The sequence below is a fragment of the Stakelama pacifica genome (assembly GCF_004361835.1).
In the GTDB taxonomy this organism is placed as follows: Bacteria; Pseudomonadota; Alphaproteobacteria; order Sphingomonadales; family Sphingomonadaceae; genus Sphingomonas; species Sphingomonas pacifica.
The window spans coordinates 53,832-73,589 of the sequence record NZ_SNWD01000016.1; the positions used below are offsets into that span (position 1 = coordinate 53,832).

Consider the following 19,758-nt stretch of genomic DNA (forward strand, 5'->3'; position numbering starts at 1 on the left):
GGCGGGCGCTGAGCCTATGAGCGCGCTGCACATGCCGCCGCAGGATGCGGCAATATTCGATGTCCGGCATCATGGTGCGCGCGGCGATGGCCGGACGCTCGATACCGCTTCGATCAACGCCGCAATCCTAGCCGCCGCGCGCTGTGGAGGCGGAACGTTGCTCATCCCGGCGGGCCGCTATCTCTGCTTCACGCTGCGGTTGCGCAGCAATGTCTCGATCACATTCGCCCCGGGCGCAGTGATCGAAGCCGCCGACCCGGCGCTTCATCAGGGACGCTACGATCCTCCTGATGGCAATGGCCGCGAATTCTATCAGGATTTCGGCCACAGCCATTGGCGCAACAGCCTGTTCTGGGGTGACGAGGTCGAAAATGTGGTGCTTGCCGGTCCGGGACTGATCGACGGCAAAGGGCTGACGCGCAATGGTCCGGGAGCGCGCTGGCGCGCCGAAACCGGCGAGCGGCCGCTCTCGATGCGCGGCGTGTCGGCGACCGACCTTGCACGGCTGGAGCCCGATATCGCCGCGATGGACGGGCTCGGCAACAAGGCGATTGCGCTAAAGGCCGGGCGCGACATCACGATCAGCGGACTGACGCTGCAAAATTGCGGCCATTTCGCGATATTGGCCACCGGCACCCACGCGCTCACGCTGCGCGACCTGACGATCGATACGAACCGCGATGGTATCGACCTTGATTGCGTATGCGACGCGCTGGTCGAGCGATGCCGCGTCAACACGCCCAATGACGATGCGATCGTCGTCAAGAGCAGCTATGCGCTTGGTCGGATGATCGCGGCGGAAAATATCGTCATTCGCGACTGTCATGTGTCGGGATTCGACCCCGGCACGATGGTCGACGGCACGCGCGGTACCACGCAGCAATTCGCGCCCGATCGCGACCGCGTCACCGGGCGGATCAAGCTCGGCACCGAGAGCAATGGCGGCTATCGCAACATCCTGATCGAGGATTGCAGCTTCACGCGCAGCCGCGGGCTGGCGCTCGAAACCGTGGATGGCGGGGTGATGGAGGGCATCATCGCGCGGCGGCTGATCATGCGCGATGTGACCAGCGCCCCTCTGTTCCTGCGGCTCGGCAATCGGGCGCGGGGGCCAGTCGGAACCGGTGTCGGGGCGATGCGGGACATCAGGATCGAATCGGTCACCGCGACGGGAATCGATCCGCGCTATGCCGCCACGCTTGCGGGTCTGGCAAACCACCCGATCGAGCAGGTCGCACTGCACGATATCGCGCTGACCTATCGCGGCGGCGCTGCACCCGACGATGTGGTCGCCACGCCTCCGGAATTTGCCAGCGCCTATCCCGAACCGAGCATGTTCGGTCCCACGCCCGCCTGGGGACTATGGATGCGCTATGCGCGTGGGGTCATGCTCGACGATGTCCGCCTTGCCACGGAGCGCGGCGATCCCCGTCCGGCGATCGTCGCCGACGACGTCACCGCGCTCACCGTAGAAAACACGCCGACATGGCACGCGAAGCGATTGACCTGACGCATCCATAATTGTACCACATTTTCGTACGACGTGTCATATTATGGTCAACGGGAGGCGCGGGATGACGATTCACGCATTCAGGATGCGACTGAAACCGGGCATGGTGGATGAGTATCGCCGCCGTCACGACGCCATCTGGCCAGAGCTTTCCGCGCTGCTGACGCAAAGCGGCATCCATGACTATTCGATCTTTCTGGATGAAGAGACACTGGCGCTGTTCGCGGTGATGAAGGTCGATGGAGACGATCGTCGCGATGCGCTGCCCGATCATCCGGTCATGAAGCGCTGGTGGGCACATATGGCGCCGCTGATGGAAACGCACGCCGACAACCGTCCTGTCGAAGCGCCACTGCAACTGATGTTTCATCATGCGTAAGATGCATGCCGGAATCGCTGCGCTGCTGCTCGCCGGGGTGCCGACCGGGGCGCTTGCGCAGGTCGCGCGCCACACCGAGAATCTGTCCGCCCCCGTCCGCACCTTCGGCCGGGTCAGCTATGATGCACGCTCGCTGATGATCGACGGCAAGCGACAGGTGATCTGGTCGAGCGAATTTCATCCCTTTCGCCTGCCCTCGCCCGACCTGTGGCGCGATATATTGCAGAAGATGAAGGCGAGCGGGTTCAACACCGTCGCGCTCTATTTCGACTGGGGTTATCATTCGCCCAAACAGGGCGTGTACGATTTCACCGGTATCCGCGATATGGACCGGCTGCTCGATATGGCCGCCGAAGAGGGTCTGTACGTCATCACGCGTGCGGGCCCTTATGTGAATGCCGAACTGTCGCGCGGCGGCTTCCCCGGCTGGCTGGTCAATCAGCGGGCACGGGCGCGTACCGATGATCCTGCCTATCTCGCCGCCGTCGATGAATGGCTGTCCCAAATCAATGCGATCATCGCGCGGCATCAGATCAACGGCGATGGCGAGGGGAATAGAGGCACCGTCATCCTGCACCAGATCGAGAACGAGCTGGCGCTGACCACGCCGGCGCAGCGGCGCTATATGGACCATCTGTATGCCAAGGCGCGCGCCGATGGCATTACTGTGCCCATCTTTCACAATGATCAGGGGCGCAACGGCTATTGGGTTCCCGAAAGCTCGAATGTCGAGCATGTCGTCCACGGCCCCAACGATCTTTACGCCTTTGACGGCTATCCCGGCGGCACCTGCACTGTCACGGGTAAGCCGACGCGCGGCTCCGCAGCCCCCGACTGGGGCTTTTACGGCCCCGGCGGCGCAAAGGGCGGCGCATCCGCCTCTCCCGATACGCCCGGTTTCCTTGCCGAATTCGGCGGCGGCTGGTTCGATTACTGGGGATCGAACGGAAGTTACGATTGCAACGCGATCCAGCGCGGCAAGCGGTTTCAGCGCGTCTTTTACGGCACCAACCTCGCCAACGGCATCGATATTCAAAGCTTCTATATGGGGTATGGCGGGACGAGCTGGGGATGGCTCCCCGCACCTGTTGTCTTCACCAGCTATGATTATGGCGCGGCGATCTCCGAACCGCGCAACCTGCGCGAGAAGGCGGGCGAAATGAAGCAGCTCGGCGAGCTGATCGCGGCGGTGCCCGATCTCGCCGGCATGGTACCTGCGGGCCAGCCCGAAATCTCCTCGCCCGATATTCAGGTCTATCACAACCGCAATCCCGAAACCGATGCGCGCTTCCTGATGGTCACGCACAAGCCGTCGAATGCGAGGAGCGATGACCGTTTCACGATCACCGCCGACCTGCCCGACGGGCGGTACACGCTGCCGATGCAGCTCAACGGCTTCGATGCGAAATGGCTGGTCGCGGGCGTAACGCTTGGCGGACAGCGGCTGGTCTATTCGACCTCCGAATTGCAGACCGCGCTGCATCGCCCCGATAGCGACCTGCTGTTATTTTATGGCCGCAGCGGCGAAGCGGGTGAGACGGTGCTGCGCTATAAAAGCGCGCCGCAAGTGGCAGTACTCGAAGGGCAGGTAAAAAGTGCCTTCGATGCTGCACACGGCGACCTGAAGCTCGATTATACGCATGATGGCCGCGCAGTCGTGCGGATCACCGGTGGCGGCCGCCCGCCCGCGACACTCATCCTTGCCGATGAGGCGGAGGGGCAGCGCTATTGGCGTCAGGACAGCGACGCGGGACCGGTTCTGGTTCGCGGCCCCGTGCTGGTACGGCACGCCCGGATATCAGGTGCGACGCTGTCGCTGACCGGGGACACGGCTGAACCGACACCGCTCGAACTCTGGGCGCCTGCCGCTGTCCGCAAGATACGGTGGGATGGAGATAGCGTCGCGACGCACAAGACCGCGCTCGGCAGTCTGGCGGCAACCGCGCCGCTGCCCGGCCCCGCGTCGGTGGTACTCCCCACGCTTTCCTGGCGTATGGCGCATGGCTCGCCCGAAGCGCGCCCCGATTTCGACGACAGCGGCTGGCAGGCGATCGACCGGCGCAGATCGGCGACGATCACTGCCAAACCCGACGGCCAGCCGACCATGGTCATGGATGCCTATGGCTTTCATGAAGGCGATGTCTGGTATCGCGGACGCTTCACCGGCAGTCCCGATGCGCAGGAGCTCGCGCTATTCTATGGTGCGGGCGGCAGCGGCATGGTGCAGGTGTTTCTCGACGGCCGGTTCGTCGGGCAGGATGTACTCCCGTCCGGCCTGCCAAGGCCGATCACCACCGGCATGGCGCGGTTGACGCTGCCCGCCGCAGCACAGGCACCCGGCGAGCATGTCCTTAGCGTCATGGTGCGCAGCAATGGCCATAACTGGGACCTCGACGCCGACGATTTTCACAAGGAAGCGCGCGGCCTTGTCTCCGCCTCGCTAGCGAAGCCGGGCGGGCGTAGTTTCACGGTGCCGATCGCGTGGAAGATACAGGGACGGCGCGGCGGCGAGGATCTGGTCGATCCGGCACGCGGCACCCCCAATAATGGCGGCCTCTATGGCGAGCGGCAGGGCTGGCACCTGCCCGGCTTCGACGATAGCGGCTGGCAGGCAGCGACAGTGCCCGCCGAACGCCAGCGTGCGGGGACGAACTGGTATCGCAGCACCTTCAACCTCGCTGTGCCCAAGGGGCAGGACGCGACGATCGGAATCGCGTTCGGCGATACGACCTCACCACGCTCGCCCGTCCGCTATCGCGCGATCCTGTTCGTCAACGGCTGGAATATGGGGCAGTTCATTGCGGATATCGGCCCGCAACGGGTGTTCCCGGTGCCCGAGGGCATTTTGAACCATCATGGACGCAACACGATCGCGCTCGCAGTGACGTCGGACGGCGCGCCCGGTGATGCGCTGGAGGCGGTGCGGCTGGTGACGCTGCGCGATGTTCGCGGCGGAGTCCCGGTGCGGCAGGTCGCCGCGCCCGACTGGATCGCACCGCCGCAATGACCGCGCATCCGCCCGCGTCCCAGTCTTTATCGCGTTTAACAGGAGAATAGCATTGGCCGCCCTCACCCATGACGTGCCACGCGCAGACGTGACCGCCGCCATCGACAAGCTGATGGACAATCTCGTCAACATCAAAGACGAGACCGGCGAGTTCCTGCTGCATCTGGAGGATGGCCGGATCATCGATACCAAGGGCTGGGCGGGATGGGAATGGACCCATGGTGTCGGCCTGTTCGGCATGTGGCGTTATTATGAACAGACCGGCGATGCCAAAGCGCTGGGGATCATCAAACAATGGTTCGAGGATCGCTTTGCCGAGGGCACGCCGACCAAGAACATCAACACGATGGCACCCTTCATCACGCTCGCCTATCTCTATGAGCTGGAGCGCGATCCGCGATACATTCCCTATCTCGACACCTGGGCCGAATGGCTGATGGCGCCCGATGGCCTGCCAAAGACCGAGGAGGGCGGGTTCCAGCACATCGTCTATAACGACGAAAATCCCGGCGAGATGTGGGACGACACGCTGATGATGAGCGTGCTACCACTCGCCAAGATCGGTCTGTTGCTCGGTCGTCCGCAGTATATCGAGGAGGCGAAGCGCCAGTTCCTCGTCCATATCAAATATCTCTTCGACAAGAAGACGGGCCTGTGGTTCCACGGCTGGGACTTTAACGGGCGTCACAATTTCGCCGGGGCGCTATGGGCGCGCGGCAATTGCTGGGTGACGATCGCTATCCCGGAAATCATCGAGCTTCTCGACCTGCCGGAGGGGGATGCCTTGCGGATGTTCCTCATCGACACGCTCGCAGCGCAGGTGAAGACACTCAGCGAGACGCAGGATGAGGATAGCGGGCTATGGCACACGCTGATCGTCGATCCGTCGAGCTACCTTGAGGCATCGGCGACCGCAGGCTTTGCCTATGGCATTCTGAAGGGCGTCAGAAAGGGCTATCTGCCGCGCCGCTATGAGGCCGTCGGGATCAGGGCGGTGAAGGGCGTACTCGCCAATATCGATGAAGATGGCGAGCTGAAACAGGTGTCGTTCGGCACCGCGATGGGCGACACCGAGCAATTCTACAAGGATATCGCCCTCACTTCGATGCCCTATGGGCAAAGCCTCGCGATGATCGCGCTGGGCGAGTTTCTGCGGACCTATATCTGACGAGAAAATAAAAGCCCCTTCCCCCGCAGGGCCGCGGCGAAGGGGTGCGATCGCCAACGATGATCGCGACGATATGTCGCCCGCCTCTACCCCAAAAGGGGAGAGAATTCAGGAGAGAGAGAAGGCATGACCAGCGAACCGATAGCAGCCCGCCCGGAGATGCCGACCGAGCCCGCCCGGCCGGTGCGCTGGTACAATCTGATCGCCTATGGCTCGAACGACGTGCTCGGCGCCGGGTCCATGGCGGTGATCAGTACATGGATACTCATCTTCTACACCAGCTTTTGCGGGCTTTCGGCAGCGCAGGCGACGATCATCTTCGGCGTTGCGCGGGTGCTCGATGCGTTCACCAGCCCCACGATCGGCCATCTGTCGGACGGGCTCGGGCGGACATGGCTGGGACGCAAGTTCGGGCGTCGCCGCTTTTTCATCCTCGCCGCCATTCCGTTGCTGCCCTCTTTCGCGATCATGTGGGTCGCGGGTCAGGGCTTCTGGTATTATCTCGTCACCTATGTCCTGTTCGAGATGGTCTATGCGATGGAGATCATCCCCTATGAAACGCTCGCCAGCGAAATGGCGACCGATTACCGGACCAAGGCGAAGTTCGCGGGCGCACGGATTCTGATCGGGCAATGCGCGGCGATCGCGGCGGCGTTTCTGCCGGGGTGGCTGATTTCGTATCTGGGGCCGGATTCGCCCGAAACCTATCTCTATATGGGCATCATCTTTTCGATCGCGTTCATGATCGCGGCGGGGATGCTGTATATATTCAGCTGGGAACGCAAACGCCCGCCGTCGCTCGATGCGAAAGCGGCCGCGGATCGCCCGACACTGGGAGCCTCGCTAAAGGCGCTGTACCGCAACCTCTTTTCCACGCTGCGTATCCGGGCATTCCGGCTCCATCTCGGCATGTATCTTGGCGGGTATATCAGCCAGGATATTTACAACGCCGCCTTCACTTATTTCGTCATCTTCGCGCTGGCAGGGTCGACGGGGATCGTCGCCAATCTGGTCGGCGTCACCTATGTCGTGCAGCTGATCGCGGTATTGATTGCGATCAACTTTGCCCTTCGTTTGTCTCCGTCCGCTGCCTATCGCGCGGCGGCGATCAGCTTCGGCATCGGCGTCCTCCTGTTCGTCGCGATGTACGGAGCGGGCTATACCGCGACAGCCGCAGTTTTCTGGGTTCCGGTGCTGTTCGCCGGACTTGGCCGGGGGGCGCTGAATTACATTCCCTGGGCGACCTATAACTATATGGCCGATGTCGATGAGATCGTGACCGGACAGCGGCGCGAGGGCGCGTTCGCAGGCGTCATGACCTTTGTCCGCAAGATGAGTCAGGCGCTCGCCGTCATTCTGGTCGGGCAGGTGATGCAGGCCTCGGGCTTCGTGTCGAAGGCGGATGTGCAAAGTCCCACTGCCATCGCCGCAATCGTCGGGGTGCTTGGGATCGGCACGATCGTGATCTTGTTGTTCGGCATCGTTGCCGCGTCGCGCTTTCACCTTGATCCGCAAACGCATGCGGTGCTGATCGAGGAGATCGAGCATCTGCGCGATGGCGCACGGAAACCGACCAGCGCCGCCAATGCCGCGATTGTCGAGGACCTGACCGGTTGGCGCTATGACGCGTTATGGGGACGCAATCCGGTGGCGGGACCGGCGCGCTGATGCGCGCGGCGCGATTGGTCAGGGGCGCGCCGGCCGGGCGCCGCCGGCTAGGGCGTTAAAGATCGAGACCCAGCCGATAGATGCGATTGGCGTTCCGCCCGAACAGGTCGCGCCGTTCGTCTTCGCTGAATCCCGCGCTGAGATCACGATATGTTTCGATATAGCGCCCGACCGGCGCGAACAGCAGATCGGTCGGTACGTCGCTCGCGACCATGCAGCGCGTGGTGCCGAAAAGTTCGATCGCCTCCATCAGGAACGGGCGCACACGCCCGATCGTCCAGTCGCGCGCGATGAAACCTAGCCCCGACAGCTTGATCGCGACATGGGGCAGCGCGGCGAGCGCGCGCAAACCGTGCCGCCAGTCGTCGATACCGTCGAGATCGGTCAGGACCGGCATACCGAGATGATTGATGATGACGGGAATATCGGGATGGCGTTCGATCAGCCGCGCCAGACCCGCCATCTGGCCGGGATAGCATTGAAGATCGAACGACAGTCCATATCGCGCGAGCAGGCCATAGCCCTTCGCCCATTGTTCGTCGGTCGTGAAGTCGCGCGGCGTGTAGCTGCGAACCGGATCGGGGTGCCAGTTGACGATCTGACGGATGCCGCGCACCCGCGGATACGCCGCATGGCGTTCAAGCAGCCGTCCGACCGAAGGATCGTTCAGCGCAGCAAAGCCTATGATCCCGCTCGGCAGTCCTTCGGCATCGGCCACCCCTTCCAGCCATTCGGTTTCGGCAAGCGCGTGGTGCGGCGCAGCGCCGGCATCGACATGGACCGCGCCGACAACATGCCAGTCCGCCATCAACGCGCGATAGTCGGCAACCGTAAAATCGCGCGCGATTCCCGCGACGCTGCCATTGGGACCGCTCTCGTCAAAAGGGGGCGTAAGCCAGGGATAATCGAGCCTTGCGAGTTCCCAAAGGTGAATATGCGCATCGACAAACGCAATGGTCATGGAATCTCCCTGCCCCCTTTGTGCGCGCGGTTTCCCGTTTTCAGTAAGTCGTTCGCCCGCCCGAAGTGTCGAACGTCGCCGCGGTGGTGAAACTGCATTCCTCACTGGCCGCAAAGCACACCATCGCCGTCGATTCATGCACCTCGCCCAGCCGCCCCATCGGGATTTTGGAGCGCATATATTCGACCTGTTTTTGCGGCAGCTGCGCCAGTATCGGGCTTTCAAAGGTTGCGGGGGTCAGCGCATTGGCGATCACGCCCTTGTCCGCCAGCTCCTTGCCCAGACTCTTGGTAAAGCCGATCACCCCTGCCTTGGTCGCCGAATAGGCAGACGCATTGGGATTGCCCTCCTTGCCCGCGACCGATGCGATGTTGACGATCCGCCCATAGCCGCCCTCAATCATGAACGGCACGACCGCGCGGTTGCAGTAGAACAGGCCGTTGAGGTTGACGTTGACGACCTGCAGCCAGCTATCGATCGGAAATTCGTGTACCGGGGCGGTTGCCCCGGTGATCCCCGCAGAGCAGACCAGAATGTCGATCCGCCCCAGTGCCTGATGGCTGGCCTGCGCCGCTTCGGCCACTGCCCCGGCATCGCCGACATCAAGCGCCACGATATGGTCAGCGCCGGTCTCGGCCTTCGCTGCCTCCAGCGCTTCGGCATTGCGATCCCAAAGCGCGACGCGGCCCCCCTCTGCGACGATCCGCCGGGCGACATCGCAGCCGAGCCCCGACGCGCCGCCGGTCACGATCGCTGCACGGCCCGCGAACCGGCCCGCATACACACTCACGCCAGCTTCTCCGCGCCGAGGCGTTGCCAGCCGACAACCTTCTGTCGCTGGGTGCCCAGCCCCTTGATCGTAAGCTCCATGACATCGCCTTCCTTAAGGAAAATCTTCTCGGGCTTCTTGCCCTCACCGACACCGGGAGGCGTGCCGGTGATCATCAGATCGCCGGGGTAGAGCGTCACATATTCGCTGACATAGGAAATCAGTTCGGCGACATCGAAGATCATCGTCTTCGTATTGCCCGTCTGCATCCGCTCCCCATTGACGTCGAGCGACATGTCGAGCGCTTGCGGATCGCCGATTTCCTCAGGCGTCACCAGCCATGGACCGGTCGGGCAGAAGGTGTCGTGCCCCTTCCCCTTCGACCACTGGCTGCCGCGCTCCTTCTGGTTGAAGCGTTCTGACACATCATTGACCAGCGTATAGCCAGCGACGTGATCCAGCGCCGCGTCCTTTTCGACATAGCGGCACGTCTTGCCGATGATGACGCCCAGTTCGACTTCCCAGTCGCCATGCGTCGAATCGCGCGGCAGCATTACATCGTCATTGGGACCGCTAAGGCTGGAAACCGCCTTCATGAACATGACCGGTTCGGTCGGGATCGGCAGGTTCGATTCGATCGCATGGTCGCGATAATTGAGACCGATCGCGACGATCTTGCCAATGCCAGCGACGGGCACGCCGAAGCGATGCTCGCCCTCGACAAGGGGGAGGCTGTCGATATCGGCGGCGAAGGCCTGCGCCAGGGTTTCGGCGGTCAGGTCGGAAACCACGTCCGACAGGTCGCGCAGCTTGCCATCGCTGTCGATGACGCCGGGCTTTTCGTGACCGGGCTGGCCGTAACGACAGAGCTTCATGCAGATTTCCTCAGTTCGAATAGGGGCGGTGAAGGGCGATGTCGCGATTGAGCTCGACCCCGAAGCCGGGCTTATCGAGTTCGCTCGCGCGGATGCGGCCGTTGCGCGGCACGGGTTCGCCCAGCAATTGCGGCGCGAACATCGGCACCACTTCGGTCGGGCCGGGATGCATCATCAGGAATTCGGCGAAGGGCGAATTGTGCCGGGTGATGACGAAATGATAGCTGTAGACCGAGGAGCCGTGCGGGATCATCAGCACGCCGCGACTATCGGCATAATTGGCGATCTTTATGAGTTCGGTCACGCCGCCGCACCAGCCCACATCAGGCTGGATGATGTCGCAGCATTCCATGTCCATCAGCATCCGGAAGCCCCAGCGCGTCGCCTCATGCTCGCCGGTGGTGACGAGCAGTCCTTTGGGTGCGTTCTTCCTGAGCTGCGCATAGCCCCAGTAATCGTCGGGGGAGAGCGCCTCTTCGATCCATTTCAGGCCGCATTCATGCCACGCCCGATGCGCGAGCCGTGTCGCATAATCGAGGTCGAGGCTCATCCAGCAATCGTACATCAGCCAGAAATCGTCGCCGCATTTCGCGCGCATATCGGCGAGGAGTGCGATATTCCTGTCCATCCCTTCCAGCCCCTCGGCGGGACCGTGATGGAGCGGCAGCTTGCCGCCGATAAAACCCTGTTCCTTTGCAATGTCCGGCCGCGCCCCGGTTGCGTAGAATTGCAGTTCGTCGCGCACTGCGCCGCCCAGCATATGATAGACAGGTTCGCCGCGCAGCTTGCCGAGCAGGTCCCACAGCGCAAGGTCCACGCCCGAAATTGCGTTCACCACAAGCCCCTTGCGCCCGTAATATTGGGTCGAGAAATACATCTGATCCCAGATTTTCTCATATTCCTGCGGGCTGCGACCGATGAGAAAGCGCGACAGATGCTTTTCAACGATGAACGCTGCGGGTTCGCCGCCTGTCGTAACGGCAAAGCCTGTCGTGCCATCCTCCGCCTCCAGCTCGACCACCAGCGTGCCGAGCACGTTGATGCCGAAACTCTGTCGGCTCTGGCGATATTCGGGATAGCGCGACATCGGCGTAGCGATATGGTCGTCGATCCAGTGACCAGCGCCTTGGTCGTGATAATCGGCACCACCGCCACGGACGGTAAAGGCCCTGACATGCTTGATCTTCGGCAACTGGACGATCGCCACCTTGATGCTCCCCCTTCTTATGCGTGGCAGGAGCAGGTCGCCGCTGCCAGCTCATCCCCACTCACATAATTCCACTTTATGAGACATGTCTTTAATTGATGGAAAAGTCTCCGTCAAACCGCCGGGCCGCCAATCAGCAAAAATTATCGGGCAGGCGCTCTGCAAAGCGATTGCGCTGCCGGAAAAGCCCTGCCCCATGCACGTCGCTATGTTTGATGGGCCGGAACAGGACAGGCTGGCGAGCGGTCGCGAGTCTGCTATGAAGGCGCCATGTGTTCCAGCCCAGCCCTGCGCCGTTTCGGCGCCGCTTATCCGACTCCATATCGATCCGGCGACGGGGGCATGGCATCGTGACCCGCAAGGCCGGAACGCAGACGCTTGAGCGCGGCCTCGAATTGCTCGAGCTCGCCGTCGATGAATCGCTCACGCTCGCCGAACTTACCCGGCGGTCCGGGCTTCCGCGCGGTGTCGCCTATCGTCTGGTCAGCGCGCTGGCCGGACGTGAATTTCTGGCGCAGGGCGGCAATGGTCGGTTTCGCGGCGGCCCCGCGCTGCTTCGGCTCAGTCACCGTGCGGGCAAACAGACCGATATCGCGACACTGGCGCGGCCCTATCTCGATTCGCTGTCCGAAAAGACCGGGCTGAGCGCGTTTCTCGGCCGGCGTGACGGCGACGATTCGGTGCATCTTTTGCGCGCGCATGGAAACGAGCGGGTTTCTGTCACCACCCAGCCGGGATCGCGTCGTTTGTTGCCCGAAACCGGTATGGGGAAGGCATTGCTGATCGATGACGATGACGAAAATGTCCGACGCATCGCGGTAGCGGGCGGCTTGGCCGACAAAGGCAAAGCGCTGCTGGCCGATCTGGCCGCTGCGCGCAGCAATGACGTCGTTCTGCAGCGCGGGCCGCCGCCGGATTCGATCCATTCGGTAGCCGCACCCGTCCGCAACCAGCATGGCGAGATCATCGCAGCGATCAATGTCGCTGCGGCGGCCGTTTATATGAGCGATGCCCGCATGGCGGAACTGGCTCCGCAGGTGCGTCAGGCCGCCGATGAACTGGGAGCAGCGCTCGCATCGCAACCATAAAGGTTCGATCAGCGGGCGCCGTTCTGTTCAGGCGTGCCAGCGCGCTCCGGGCGATTGAGTTTCGCCCTTTTCGCGGCGGGCAGGCGCAGCATCGCATCGCGGCAAAACGCGCGCGCGGATCCTGTTTCCATTGCGCCGAGACGCATCCTATATAATAGTTCATCGTGGCATATTGTGAAAATAGCGCCGATCGGGTAAACGCCCCCTAACGATGCGCAGAGAATCTCCGCGCCGACGATGGGGAGCTGTCGATAGGATGATCGGGACGATGGACCTTCCCGCCTTTGTCGGCTTCGACGCCTCCGCTCGTGCCGCGCGCGCCATCCCGGTGAGACGCCATGACGCGTGCCGAACTCATTACACCGATCACCAGCGGCGCGCCGCAGCGACGTAAACGCCGACCAGCAAAGGACCTCACCCATGAAGATCGCGCTTATCACCGAAAACAGCCAGGCCGCGAAGAATGGCATCATTTACGACGCGCTTATCTCGGTCGCCGAGCCGCTGGGGCATCAGGTATTCAACTACGGCATGTACACTGCCGAGGATAAGGCCTCGCTGACCTATGTCATGAACGGCCTGCTGACCGGCATTCTCCTCAATTCGAAGGCGGTCGATTTCGTCGTGACCGGCTGCGGCACCGGCATGGGGTCGATGCTCGCCTGCAACGCGATGCCGGGCGTGTTTTGCGGGCTGGTTATCGATCCGACCGATGCGTTTCTCTTTGCGCAGATCAATGACGGCAACGCGATTTCAATGCCCTATGCCAAGGGTTTCGGCTGGGCTGCTGAACTCAATCTTCAGGATTGCTATCGTAAGCTGTTCGAAGGCGAGCCGGGACTGGGCTATCCCAAGGAACGCGCCGAAATCATGCGGACCAATCGCGGCGTTCTGAGCAAGCTGAAGGAGGCGACCTGTCGCGACATGCTGACGGTGCTGAAGAGTGTCGATCAGGACCTGTTGCGCGCAACGATCGCCGGCGACCAGTTCGCAAACCATTTCTATGCCAATGCGCAGGATCAGGATATCAGCGACTATCTCAAAAAACTGTCCGACGCGAACGCCCCCGAATCCGTCATTTCCTGAAGCGAAACGAGAGCGATGATGCATAACCCATTCGACCTTTCGGGAAAGGCGGCGGTCGTCACCGGTGCGAATACCGGCATCGGTCAGGCGATCGCGCTCGCGCTGGCCGCGGCGGGCGCGGATCTTGCCTGTGTCGGACGGACTCCGGCGGATGATACCGTGGAGGCGGCGCGGCGCATGGGGCGCAAGGCCGTGATCATCGCTGCCGACCTTTCGACGATCGAACCGGTCCAGCGCATCGTGGATGAAACGCTGGCCGCGTTCGGCAGGCTCGACATCCTCGTCAACAATGCGGGAATTATCCGCCGCGCCGATGCGGTCGATTTTAGCGAGGCCGATTGGGACGCGGTGATCGACACCAACCTCAAAAGCGCATTCTTTCTGTGTCAGGCCGCCGCCCGGCACATGATTGCGCAGTCGCAAGGCAAGATCATCAACATCGCGTCGATGCTGACCTTTCAGGGCGGTATCCGCGTGCCGAGCTATACCGCGTCCAAAAGTGGAATCGGCGGCCTGACCAAGCTGCTCGCGAACGAATGGGCAGGCAAGGGCATCAACGTCAATGCGATAGCGCCGGGCTATATCGCAACCAACAACACCGCAGCGTTGCAGGCAGATGAAGCGCGCAACAAGGCGATCGTTGACCGTATCCCGGCCGGGCGATGGGGCGAACCCGGCGATCTTGGCGGTGCGGCGGTTTTTCTGGCAAGCGACGCTGCGCGCTACGTTCAGGGCCATATCCTCGCGGTCGACGGCGGATGGCTGGCCCGATAAGCCTAAGCGCTGCTTGGCAGCGAAGCGTTCCGCGACATTCCCTTCGCCGTCCCGCTGGATCGACAGGTGCTGATACGCGAGCATGTTCCGGTAGCGGACCATCTCCTCCTGAAACACGGCACTGACCTGGTCGGCGGTCAGGTGATCACGCTCGACCTTTTCGTATAGGCCGTATCCTCTCACTCCGCCCGGTCATCGCCACCGCGCGCCGACGCGCGGCGGGCTGGTCCTTCGTCAGAAGGCTGACCATCGTCACAACGGTTATAGGATTTGCGCTCGCGGGCGCCAAGCGCAGCCTTCGACGCCACCAGTAAACCGCGCCCCGGCGGGTGACGTTTTCGATCGCTGGCATCAGGGACTGGCTCCATCGACTGGCGTCAATTGACGCCACTGCGATGGTTGAAGCCCCGCCAAGCTACGGAAAACCTCAGTTTCCCGTCCCTTTAGCTGGGGCAATCAGTGCTTGGCTGGGGCGGCAGGACCGTCACGCCAATACTTTAACCATCTATGTGCGCGGTTTTACGGCAGATCATCTGAGGCTCGTTAATCAGGATAGCCACGCACTTGTCGCATGGAAAGGCACCGCGCCAAAAAAATCTAGCGAGGAAGACCCCGACTTTAACGCAACCTGATTTGCTGTTCTCGATGCGGTCACGCTGGCCAATCCTGCCGTCTGCTGGCTGGTCTCAGCTAAAGCCGTTCCGTGTGGGATGCCTGACTTTGATCCAGGGCCCAGGTCCTGCGCGAGATCCACGTGCGCAAGCCAACGACATCAGCTCAAATTAGCGGCGGCAACACGATGCCCTGGTCGTCACCTAGGGGCTACTCACCCCTCTTAACAACACATTCTGACGGACAGCCATCCAACCGTTCGCGACGCCGGCCCATTACGGCATCTAGGGCTTCCCATAATCTCGTGGCGGTTCCTTTAAGCGCGACACGGCAAGCACATTCTCCAACCACAACCCTAAAGTGGGGTGCGCGGATATTCTTCCGGGTCTAGGTGCCATGGGAGCGTCACGGCATATTTGCACCTATGCTCAGACCGATTGATCTTCAGCGCTCAGACGCTTTTTACGGATTAATCCGCACCGCCACGGCGATCATCCTCATTATCGGTATATTTTCGCTCGACACCTTTACCAGTTTCGCCGGCGCAATCGCCGTTCTTTACGTGCTGCCAATGATGCTGCTAGCTCGAAATACCGACCGCGCAGGAAGTCTGCTGGCTGGTCTGCTATGCGCAGGGCTGACGCTCATCAGCTTCTTGTTCAACCATCTCCCTTCTCCAAGTTTGACAGCGATCATGCGCATGCTCGTCAGCCTGGCGGCGAACGCGATCACAATTTGGCTGATCCAAGGCACGCAGCGAAGCTTTGACTCACTTCGGGCCAGTGAACACCGACATCGACGGATCATAAACGGTCTTGCTATTGCGATATGGGAACATGATTTTCGACAGGTCGATCAAGCACTCGGTTCGTTGCGTGCAGCCGGGATCACTGATCTCAACGCGCATTTTTCAGCGAACCCCGAACTCGTAGACGCGCTCCGCAGACTGGTCCGAATTACCGACGTAAACCAGAAGGCACTCGACCTGCTAGGATTTGAGGACGCGGAGGACTTTTATAGTCACCTTCATGAATTTCTTCCAAATGATGACGTAAGTTTCGCGGAGTTCCTAATTGCCCTTGATGCGCGAGCGCCGGTATTTCAATCCGAAACCAGCGTCAGACGACGCGACGGAACGATGGTCGACATTATCGTTGCTATCGGCATTCCCGCAACTGGAACTCTTGACCGCGTGGTAGCGTCAATTCTTGAGGTCACAGAACGCAATCGCATGGCCGCATCAATCGAAACGATGCGCCTGCAGCTGGAACGCGCTCAGCGTACCACCGCGATAGGCCAAATGTCAGCGATGATCGCGCATGAAATCAACCAGCCTCTTTCTGCTGTGCGCAGCTATGCCGCAGCTGCTTCCCGTTGGATTGCGCGTCCCGAACCCGATCTGGTCGAGACCACATCTGCGCTTGGCAAGCTGGTCGGCGCAGTCGATCATGTCCAGGAGGTGATACAGCGTGTGCGTGCGCTCTCAGGACAGGCGCAGCATGCGTTGAAACCTGTCTCGCCCGATGACCTTCTGATCTCCCTGACACCGTTGCTTCAGCGCGAAGCGAACGAATATTTCGGCAGAGTCTCATACCATCTGAACGCATCTCATGCTGCTATCATCGGCGACACAATTCTGTTGCAACAGGTGATAATTAACCTTGTTCGAAATGCATTTCAGGCAATGGAAGATGTCGACCCGTGTGACCGTATTGTGCGCATCGCCAGCTCAGTTGCGGGGGGCGCTGTTACTCTGACGGTGTCTGATCACGGACCAGGCTGGGAGGAGGAAGCAATGGCTCGGTTGCTCGAACCATTTCAGACGACGCGGCGCGAAGGAATGGGCCTTGGGCTTGCAATCTGCCGGGATGCGATCCAGGTGCATGGCGGAACGATGACTGTGCGAAACCTTCCTATAGGCGGCGCGGCGGTCGATCTGCGCATCCCCCTGTCTATTGAAGCAACGCAGATAGAGGCAGCGTAACCGGCGCTATTCCGCCACGAGTTGCTCCGCACGCACAAGGTCGGGAACGCTTCGGACCATCATTTTTTTCATCAGGCTGGAACGATGCAACTTCACCGTAATCTCGCTGAGACCCAGTTCGTAGGCAATCTGTTTGTTAAGCAAACCACGGACCACACCAGTCATCACCTGACGCTCACGCGCCGTCAACGTAGCAAATCGTTCTCGGACAATATTGGTGGTCCGGGTTTCTGCAAGCCGCTGGCGGGCGGTGTTTAAGGCACTGCAAACGGCATCGAGCACATCTTGATCGCGAAAAGGCTTTGAAAGAAAATCGACCGCTCCTGACTTCATCGCGCGCACCGACATGGGAATATCGCCATGCCCTGTCACAAAGATGACGGGCAGATCATCGCCACGCTGATGTAGTTGCTCCTGAAACTCAAAGCCGCCAATTTGCGGCATCCGAATATCGGCTACCACGCAGGAGGGCCCATCGGGAAAGTCCGCCCGCAAGGCGTCTTCCGCCGAGGAAAAGCAAAGTGCGCTGAGCCCGACCGAACGGAACAGACAATCCATCGAATCGCGAACCAGCGGATCGTCGTCAACGATCACCACCGTGTCAGGGGCGCATTCTTCTGTCTCCGCCTCACATGCCACCGTTTATCTCCTCGAAATCGCATCCGATTGAAAACAAGAGAACGCTAGTCGAGACAATCCCCCCTTTCGGGTCGTGTCCATCCCCGTTTGCGAAAGTCCGGGGCTCTCAAGTCACCCTCGCGCAAATGAGGAACATATCGATGCTACGTCCTCCCAACGTCCCCGATAAACTGCAAACGACCTCCCAAGCTCAATCGCAGCAGGCACCCCGGTAGTCCTGCGTCCTTTCGCGGTGCAAAGCGCACTGGTATTTAACCCGCACGTTCTTTTGCGCTGCATGGCCAGGTACGTGCGCGGATCAGTCCAATCTTCATGGGCGCAATATTTCTGGAAGGCGCTTTTGGATCGACGATCGCAAGCCAGTCATGGATGCATCGAGAATGGGCAGGTGTTTGCGTATTCGAAATAGCTGAGCGGGGAAGCGCTCGGCGCGCTGGTCCAAATACGAAATAATCCAGGTAGCCGGTCGAATTCGCCGCACAACTGAGGCGCGGCCCCACTCCTCCGGGGATCGAACAAATACAAATCATGTCGAGTTTATCCAAGGCGTATGTAATTTCGCGAGCTAGCTTTCACCCTGAACGACCGAAGGCTTTAACACGTGAACTGTAGCTCGCCTCCTCGAACCAGCCATTGTCCTGCGACGCGCTTCAATGATTACATCTGACGCCGGAGGAGCATCTCACCAACCGGTTCAAATCGGGCATTGGCATGGTATCGAATTCGATGTTGATACCCGCAGCCCGCTGGAATTCCCTGCCGAATTTTGCGTTATCGGTCTTTTCACCCAACAGGCCAATGGACGCCCTCTTTCGGGCTCGCTCCATCTACTTGACAGGGCGCTGACGGGTGCGTTGGAGGCAGTACGCAGCGACGGACTGTTTCACGCAAAGGAGGGCGATACCATGCTTCTCTCGTCGCTTCCCGCAACAATCGCTGCGCGTGCGGTCTTGCTGATCGGCCTTGGAGATGCCGACGCATGGACGCCCTCAGTCACCGGCGTCGCTGCTGCAGTCGCCATGCGAGAAGCGCTTCGGCTTGGCATGGCAAGCGTATTCTTCGCGCCCTTGCTTCAGGATAGCGGCATCGGCCCGGAAAGAACTGCAGGCACCGCAGCTACCATCTTCGCCAATGTACTGCGCGTGCTGAAGATGCATGGGCAAGATCGGCAGGAAGGATTCTCACTTCGCCGCTGGACATTCTCTTCCGGACTCGAATGGAAGGACATAACCCCTGACCTTTTGAGGGACGCAGCGCGTAATATATTGACATAAAACCGGTTTCGTTCCGGAACTGCACCTCGTCTTCTCCACTTCATTGCGGTAAGAGAATTGGTACCGCGAACATTAAGAAGCCGCCCCTTGCCTTCCCCGACCGCCAAGCCGATCCGCATCCTTATTGCCGACGATCATCCTTTGCTCCGCGAAGGCGTGCAGATCGTGATCGAGGGGCAGACGGACATGGAGGTTGTCGGACAGGCCGCGACGGGAATTGAGGCAGTGGCGTTATATCGCGATCTTCACCCCGATTTGTTGCTGATAGACCTGCAAATGCCTCAGCTCGATGGCGTGGGCGCTATCCGGGAAATACGCGCTGAATTCCCCGAGGCGCGTATTATCGTGCTTACCACCTATTCCGGGGATGCACGCGCACTGCAGGCGATGCGGGCGGGTGCAGCCGGATATTTGCTGAAATCAAGCCTGCGCCGCGAATTGCTAGACGCAATCCGCTCGGTGCATAACGGGGGCAAGCATCTGAATGCAGAGGTCGCCAGCCAGATCGCTCAACATATCGGCGACCGCGGGTTAAGCCCGCGAGAATGCGAAGTTCTGCAACTTGCCGCTGCAGGAAATTCGAACAAACAGATCGCGGCGAAACTCGCGCTGTCCGAGGATACGATAAAGGGGCATATGAAATCGATCTTTTCAAAGCTCGATGCTGGTCTGAGCCCCTAGATTTCCTCCATTGATAGGTAGAGTCCGGCCTTCGACAAGGAGACGGACGAATGAAGCGATCGAGGTTCAGCGAGGA

At 60.8% G+C, this 19,758-nt stretch carries 16 protein-coding genes; 11 read left to right on the forward strand and 5 right to left on the reverse strand.

What is annotated here, in order from left to right; translation table 11 throughout:
- Nucleotides 1–16 precede the first annotated feature (16 nt).
- From EV664_RS16990 to EV664_RS17010, 5 genes are all read left to right on the forward strand, one after another.
- Entirely contained in the window at nucleotides 17–1,510 is a 1,494-nt protein-coding gene (locus tag EV664_RS16990) for a rhamnogalacturonidase (protein ID WP_133496911.1), read from the forward strand.
- Between the two features lie 64 nt (nucleotides 1,511–1,574).
- Nucleotides 1,575–1,889 carry an L-rhamnose mutarotase gene (gene rhaM / locus EV664_RS16995; protein WP_133496912.1) on the forward strand — a complete coding sequence of 105 codons (315 nt, stop codon included), beginning with the start codon at nucleotides 1,575–1,577 and terminating at the stop codon, nucleotides 1,887–1,889.
- A gap of 1 nt (nucleotide 1,890) precedes the next feature.
- A complete protein-coding gene (locus tag EV664_RS17000; RefSeq protein WP_133496931.1) occupies nucleotides 1,891–4,896 on the forward strand; it encodes a glycoside hydrolase family 35 protein in 3,006 nt (1,001 codons plus the stop codon).
- A 52-nt stretch (nucleotides 4,897–4,948) separates the two neighbouring features.
- Nucleotides 4,949–6,064 (forward strand): beta-galactosidase BglB, encoded by a 1,116-nt coding sequence (gene bglB / locus EV664_RS17005; protein WP_133496913.1) that lies wholly within the window; start codon nucleotides 4,949–4,951, stop codon nucleotides 6,062–6,064.
- A 126-nt stretch (nucleotides 6,065–6,190) separates the two neighbouring features.
- Nucleotides 6,191–7,732, forward strand: a complete 1,542-nt coding sequence (locus EV664_RS17010) for an MFS transporter (protein ID WP_229668335.1) — start codon at nucleotides 6,191–6,193, stop codon at nucleotides 7,730–7,732.
- Nucleotides 7,733–7,787: 55 nt separating this feature from the next.
- Here EV664_RS17010 and EV664_RS17015 read toward each other — a convergent pair whose 3' ends face one another.
- The 4 genes from EV664_RS17015 to rhmD are packed head-to-tail and all read right to left on the reverse strand — an operon-like array spanning nucleotide 7,788 to nucleotide 11,544.
- The gene (locus tag EV664_RS17015; RefSeq protein ID WP_133496914.1) at nucleotides 7,788–8,693 is read right to left on the reverse strand and encodes an amidohydrolase family protein; all 906 of its coding nucleotides are present in this window, start codon (nucleotides 8,691–8,693) and stop codon (nucleotides 7,788–7,790) included.
- A gap of 40 nt (nucleotides 8,694–8,733) precedes the next feature.
- Nucleotides 8,734–9,483, reverse strand: coding sequence for an SDR family NAD(P)-dependent oxidoreductase (locus EV664_RS17020; RefSeq protein ID WP_133496915.1), 750 nt, complete (start codon nucleotides 9,481–9,483; stop codon nucleotides 8,734–8,736).
- Nucleotides 9,480–10,337: a 2,4-didehydro-3-deoxy-L-rhamnonate hydrolase gene (locus EV664_RS17025; protein ID WP_133496916.1), complete on the reverse strand. Its 858-nt coding sequence runs from the start codon at nucleotides 10,335–10,337 to the stop codon at nucleotides 9,480–9,482. Before EV664_RS17025 ends, EV664_RS17020 begins: the two co-directional genes overlap by 4 nt.
- A gap of 10 nt (nucleotides 10,338–10,347) precedes the next feature.
- On the reverse strand, nucleotides 10,348–11,544 hold the full coding sequence (rhmD, locus tag EV664_RS17030; RefSeq protein ID WP_133496917.1) for an L-rhamnonate dehydratase: 1,197 nt from the start codon (nucleotides 11,542–11,544) through the stop codon (nucleotides 10,348–10,350).
- Nucleotides 11,545–11,894: 350 nt separating this feature from the next.
- On the opposite strand from rhmD, the gene EV664_RS17035 reads away from it, so the two are divergent.
- From EV664_RS17035 to EV664_RS17055, 4 genes are all read left to right on the forward strand, one after another.
- On the forward strand, nucleotides 11,895–12,632 hold the full coding sequence (locus EV664_RS17035; RefSeq protein WP_162848894.1) for an IclR family transcriptional regulator: 738 nt from the start codon (nucleotides 11,895–11,897) through the stop codon (nucleotides 12,630–12,632).
- Nucleotides 12,633–13,052: 420 nt separating this feature from the next.
- Nucleotides 13,053–13,718, forward strand: a complete 666-nt coding sequence (locus tag EV664_RS17040; protein ID WP_133496919.1) for an RpiB/LacA/LacB family sugar-phosphate isomerase — start codon at nucleotides 13,053–13,055, stop codon at nucleotides 13,716–13,718.
- Nucleotides 13,719–13,736: 18 nt separating this feature from the next.
- Nucleotides 13,737–14,492, forward strand: a complete 756-nt coding sequence (kduD, locus tag EV664_RS17045; protein WP_133496933.1) for a 2-dehydro-3-deoxy-D-gluconate 5-dehydrogenase KduD — start codon at nucleotides 13,737–13,739, stop codon at nucleotides 14,490–14,492.
- A gap of 1,036 nt (nucleotides 14,493–15,528) precedes the next feature.
- Nucleotides 15,529–17,088, forward strand: coding sequence for a sensor histidine kinase (locus tag EV664_RS17055; RefSeq protein ID WP_133496920.1), 1,560 nt, complete (start codon nucleotides 15,529–15,531; stop codon nucleotides 17,086–17,088).
- A gap of 6 nt (nucleotides 17,089–17,094) precedes the next feature.
- Here EV664_RS17055 and EV664_RS17060 read toward each other — a convergent pair whose 3' ends face one another.
- Nucleotides 17,095–17,727 (reverse strand): response regulator transcription factor, encoded by a 633-nt coding sequence (locus EV664_RS17060; protein WP_229668336.1) that lies wholly within the window; start codon nucleotides 17,725–17,727, stop codon nucleotides 17,095–17,097.
- Between the two features lie 653 nt (nucleotides 17,728–18,380).
- Between EV664_RS17060 and EV664_RS17065 the strand changes: the two genes are divergently transcribed.
- Together EV664_RS17065 and EV664_RS17070 are read left to right on the forward strand one after the other, a co-directional pair.
- A complete protein-coding gene (locus EV664_RS17065) occupies nucleotides 18,381–19,001 on the forward strand; it encodes a M17 family peptidase N-terminal domain-containing protein (protein WP_133496921.1) in 621 nt (206 codons plus the stop codon).
- Between the two features lie 87 nt (nucleotides 19,002–19,088).
- Nucleotides 19,089–19,682: a response regulator transcription factor gene (locus EV664_RS17070; RefSeq protein WP_133496922.1), complete on the forward strand. Its 594-nt coding sequence runs from the start codon at nucleotides 19,089–19,091 to the stop codon at nucleotides 19,680–19,682.
- The last annotated feature ends 76 nt before the right edge of the window (nucleotides 19,683–19,758 follow it).

Bases quoted from the DNA above. Each gene is read 5' to 3' on its own strand.
- EV664_RS17040 (WP_133496919.1), top strand. From the start codon at position 13,053: ATGAAGATCGCGCTTATCACCGAAAACAGCCAGGCCGCGAAGAATGGC.
- EV664_RS17025 (WP_133496916.1), bottom strand. From the start codon at position 10,337: ATGAAGCTCTGTCGTTACGGCCAGCCCGGTCACGAAAAGCCCGGCGTC.
- EV664_RS17000 (WP_133496931.1), top strand. From the start codon at position 1,891: ATGCATGCCGGAATCGCTGCGCTGCTGCTCGCCGGGGTGCCGACCGGG.
- rhaM (WP_133496912.1), top strand. From the start codon at position 1,575: ATGACGATTCACGCATTCAGGATGCGACTGAAACCGGGCATGGTGGAT.
- EV664_RS17065 (WP_133496921.1), top strand. From the start codon at position 18,381: ATGATTACATCTGACGCCGGAGGAGCATCTCACCAACCGGTTCAAATC.
- EV664_RS17010 (WP_229668335.1), top strand. From the start codon at position 6,191: ATGACCAGCGAACCGATAGCAGCCCGCCCGGAGATGCCGACCGAGCCC.
- EV664_RS16990 (WP_133496911.1), top strand. From the start codon at position 17: ATGAGCGCGCTGCACATGCCGCCGCAGGATGCGGCAATATTCGATGTC.
- kduD (WP_133496933.1), top strand. From the start codon at position 13,737: ATGCATAACCCATTCGACCTTTCGGGAAAGGCGGCGGTCGTCACCGGT.
- EV664_RS17015 (WP_133496914.1), bottom strand. From the start codon at position 8,693: ATGACCATTGCGTTTGTCGATGCGCATATTCACCTTTGGGAACTCGCA.
- EV664_RS17055 (WP_133496920.1), top strand. From the start codon at position 15,529: ATGCTCAGACCGATTGATCTTCAGCGCTCAGACGCTTTTTACGGATTA.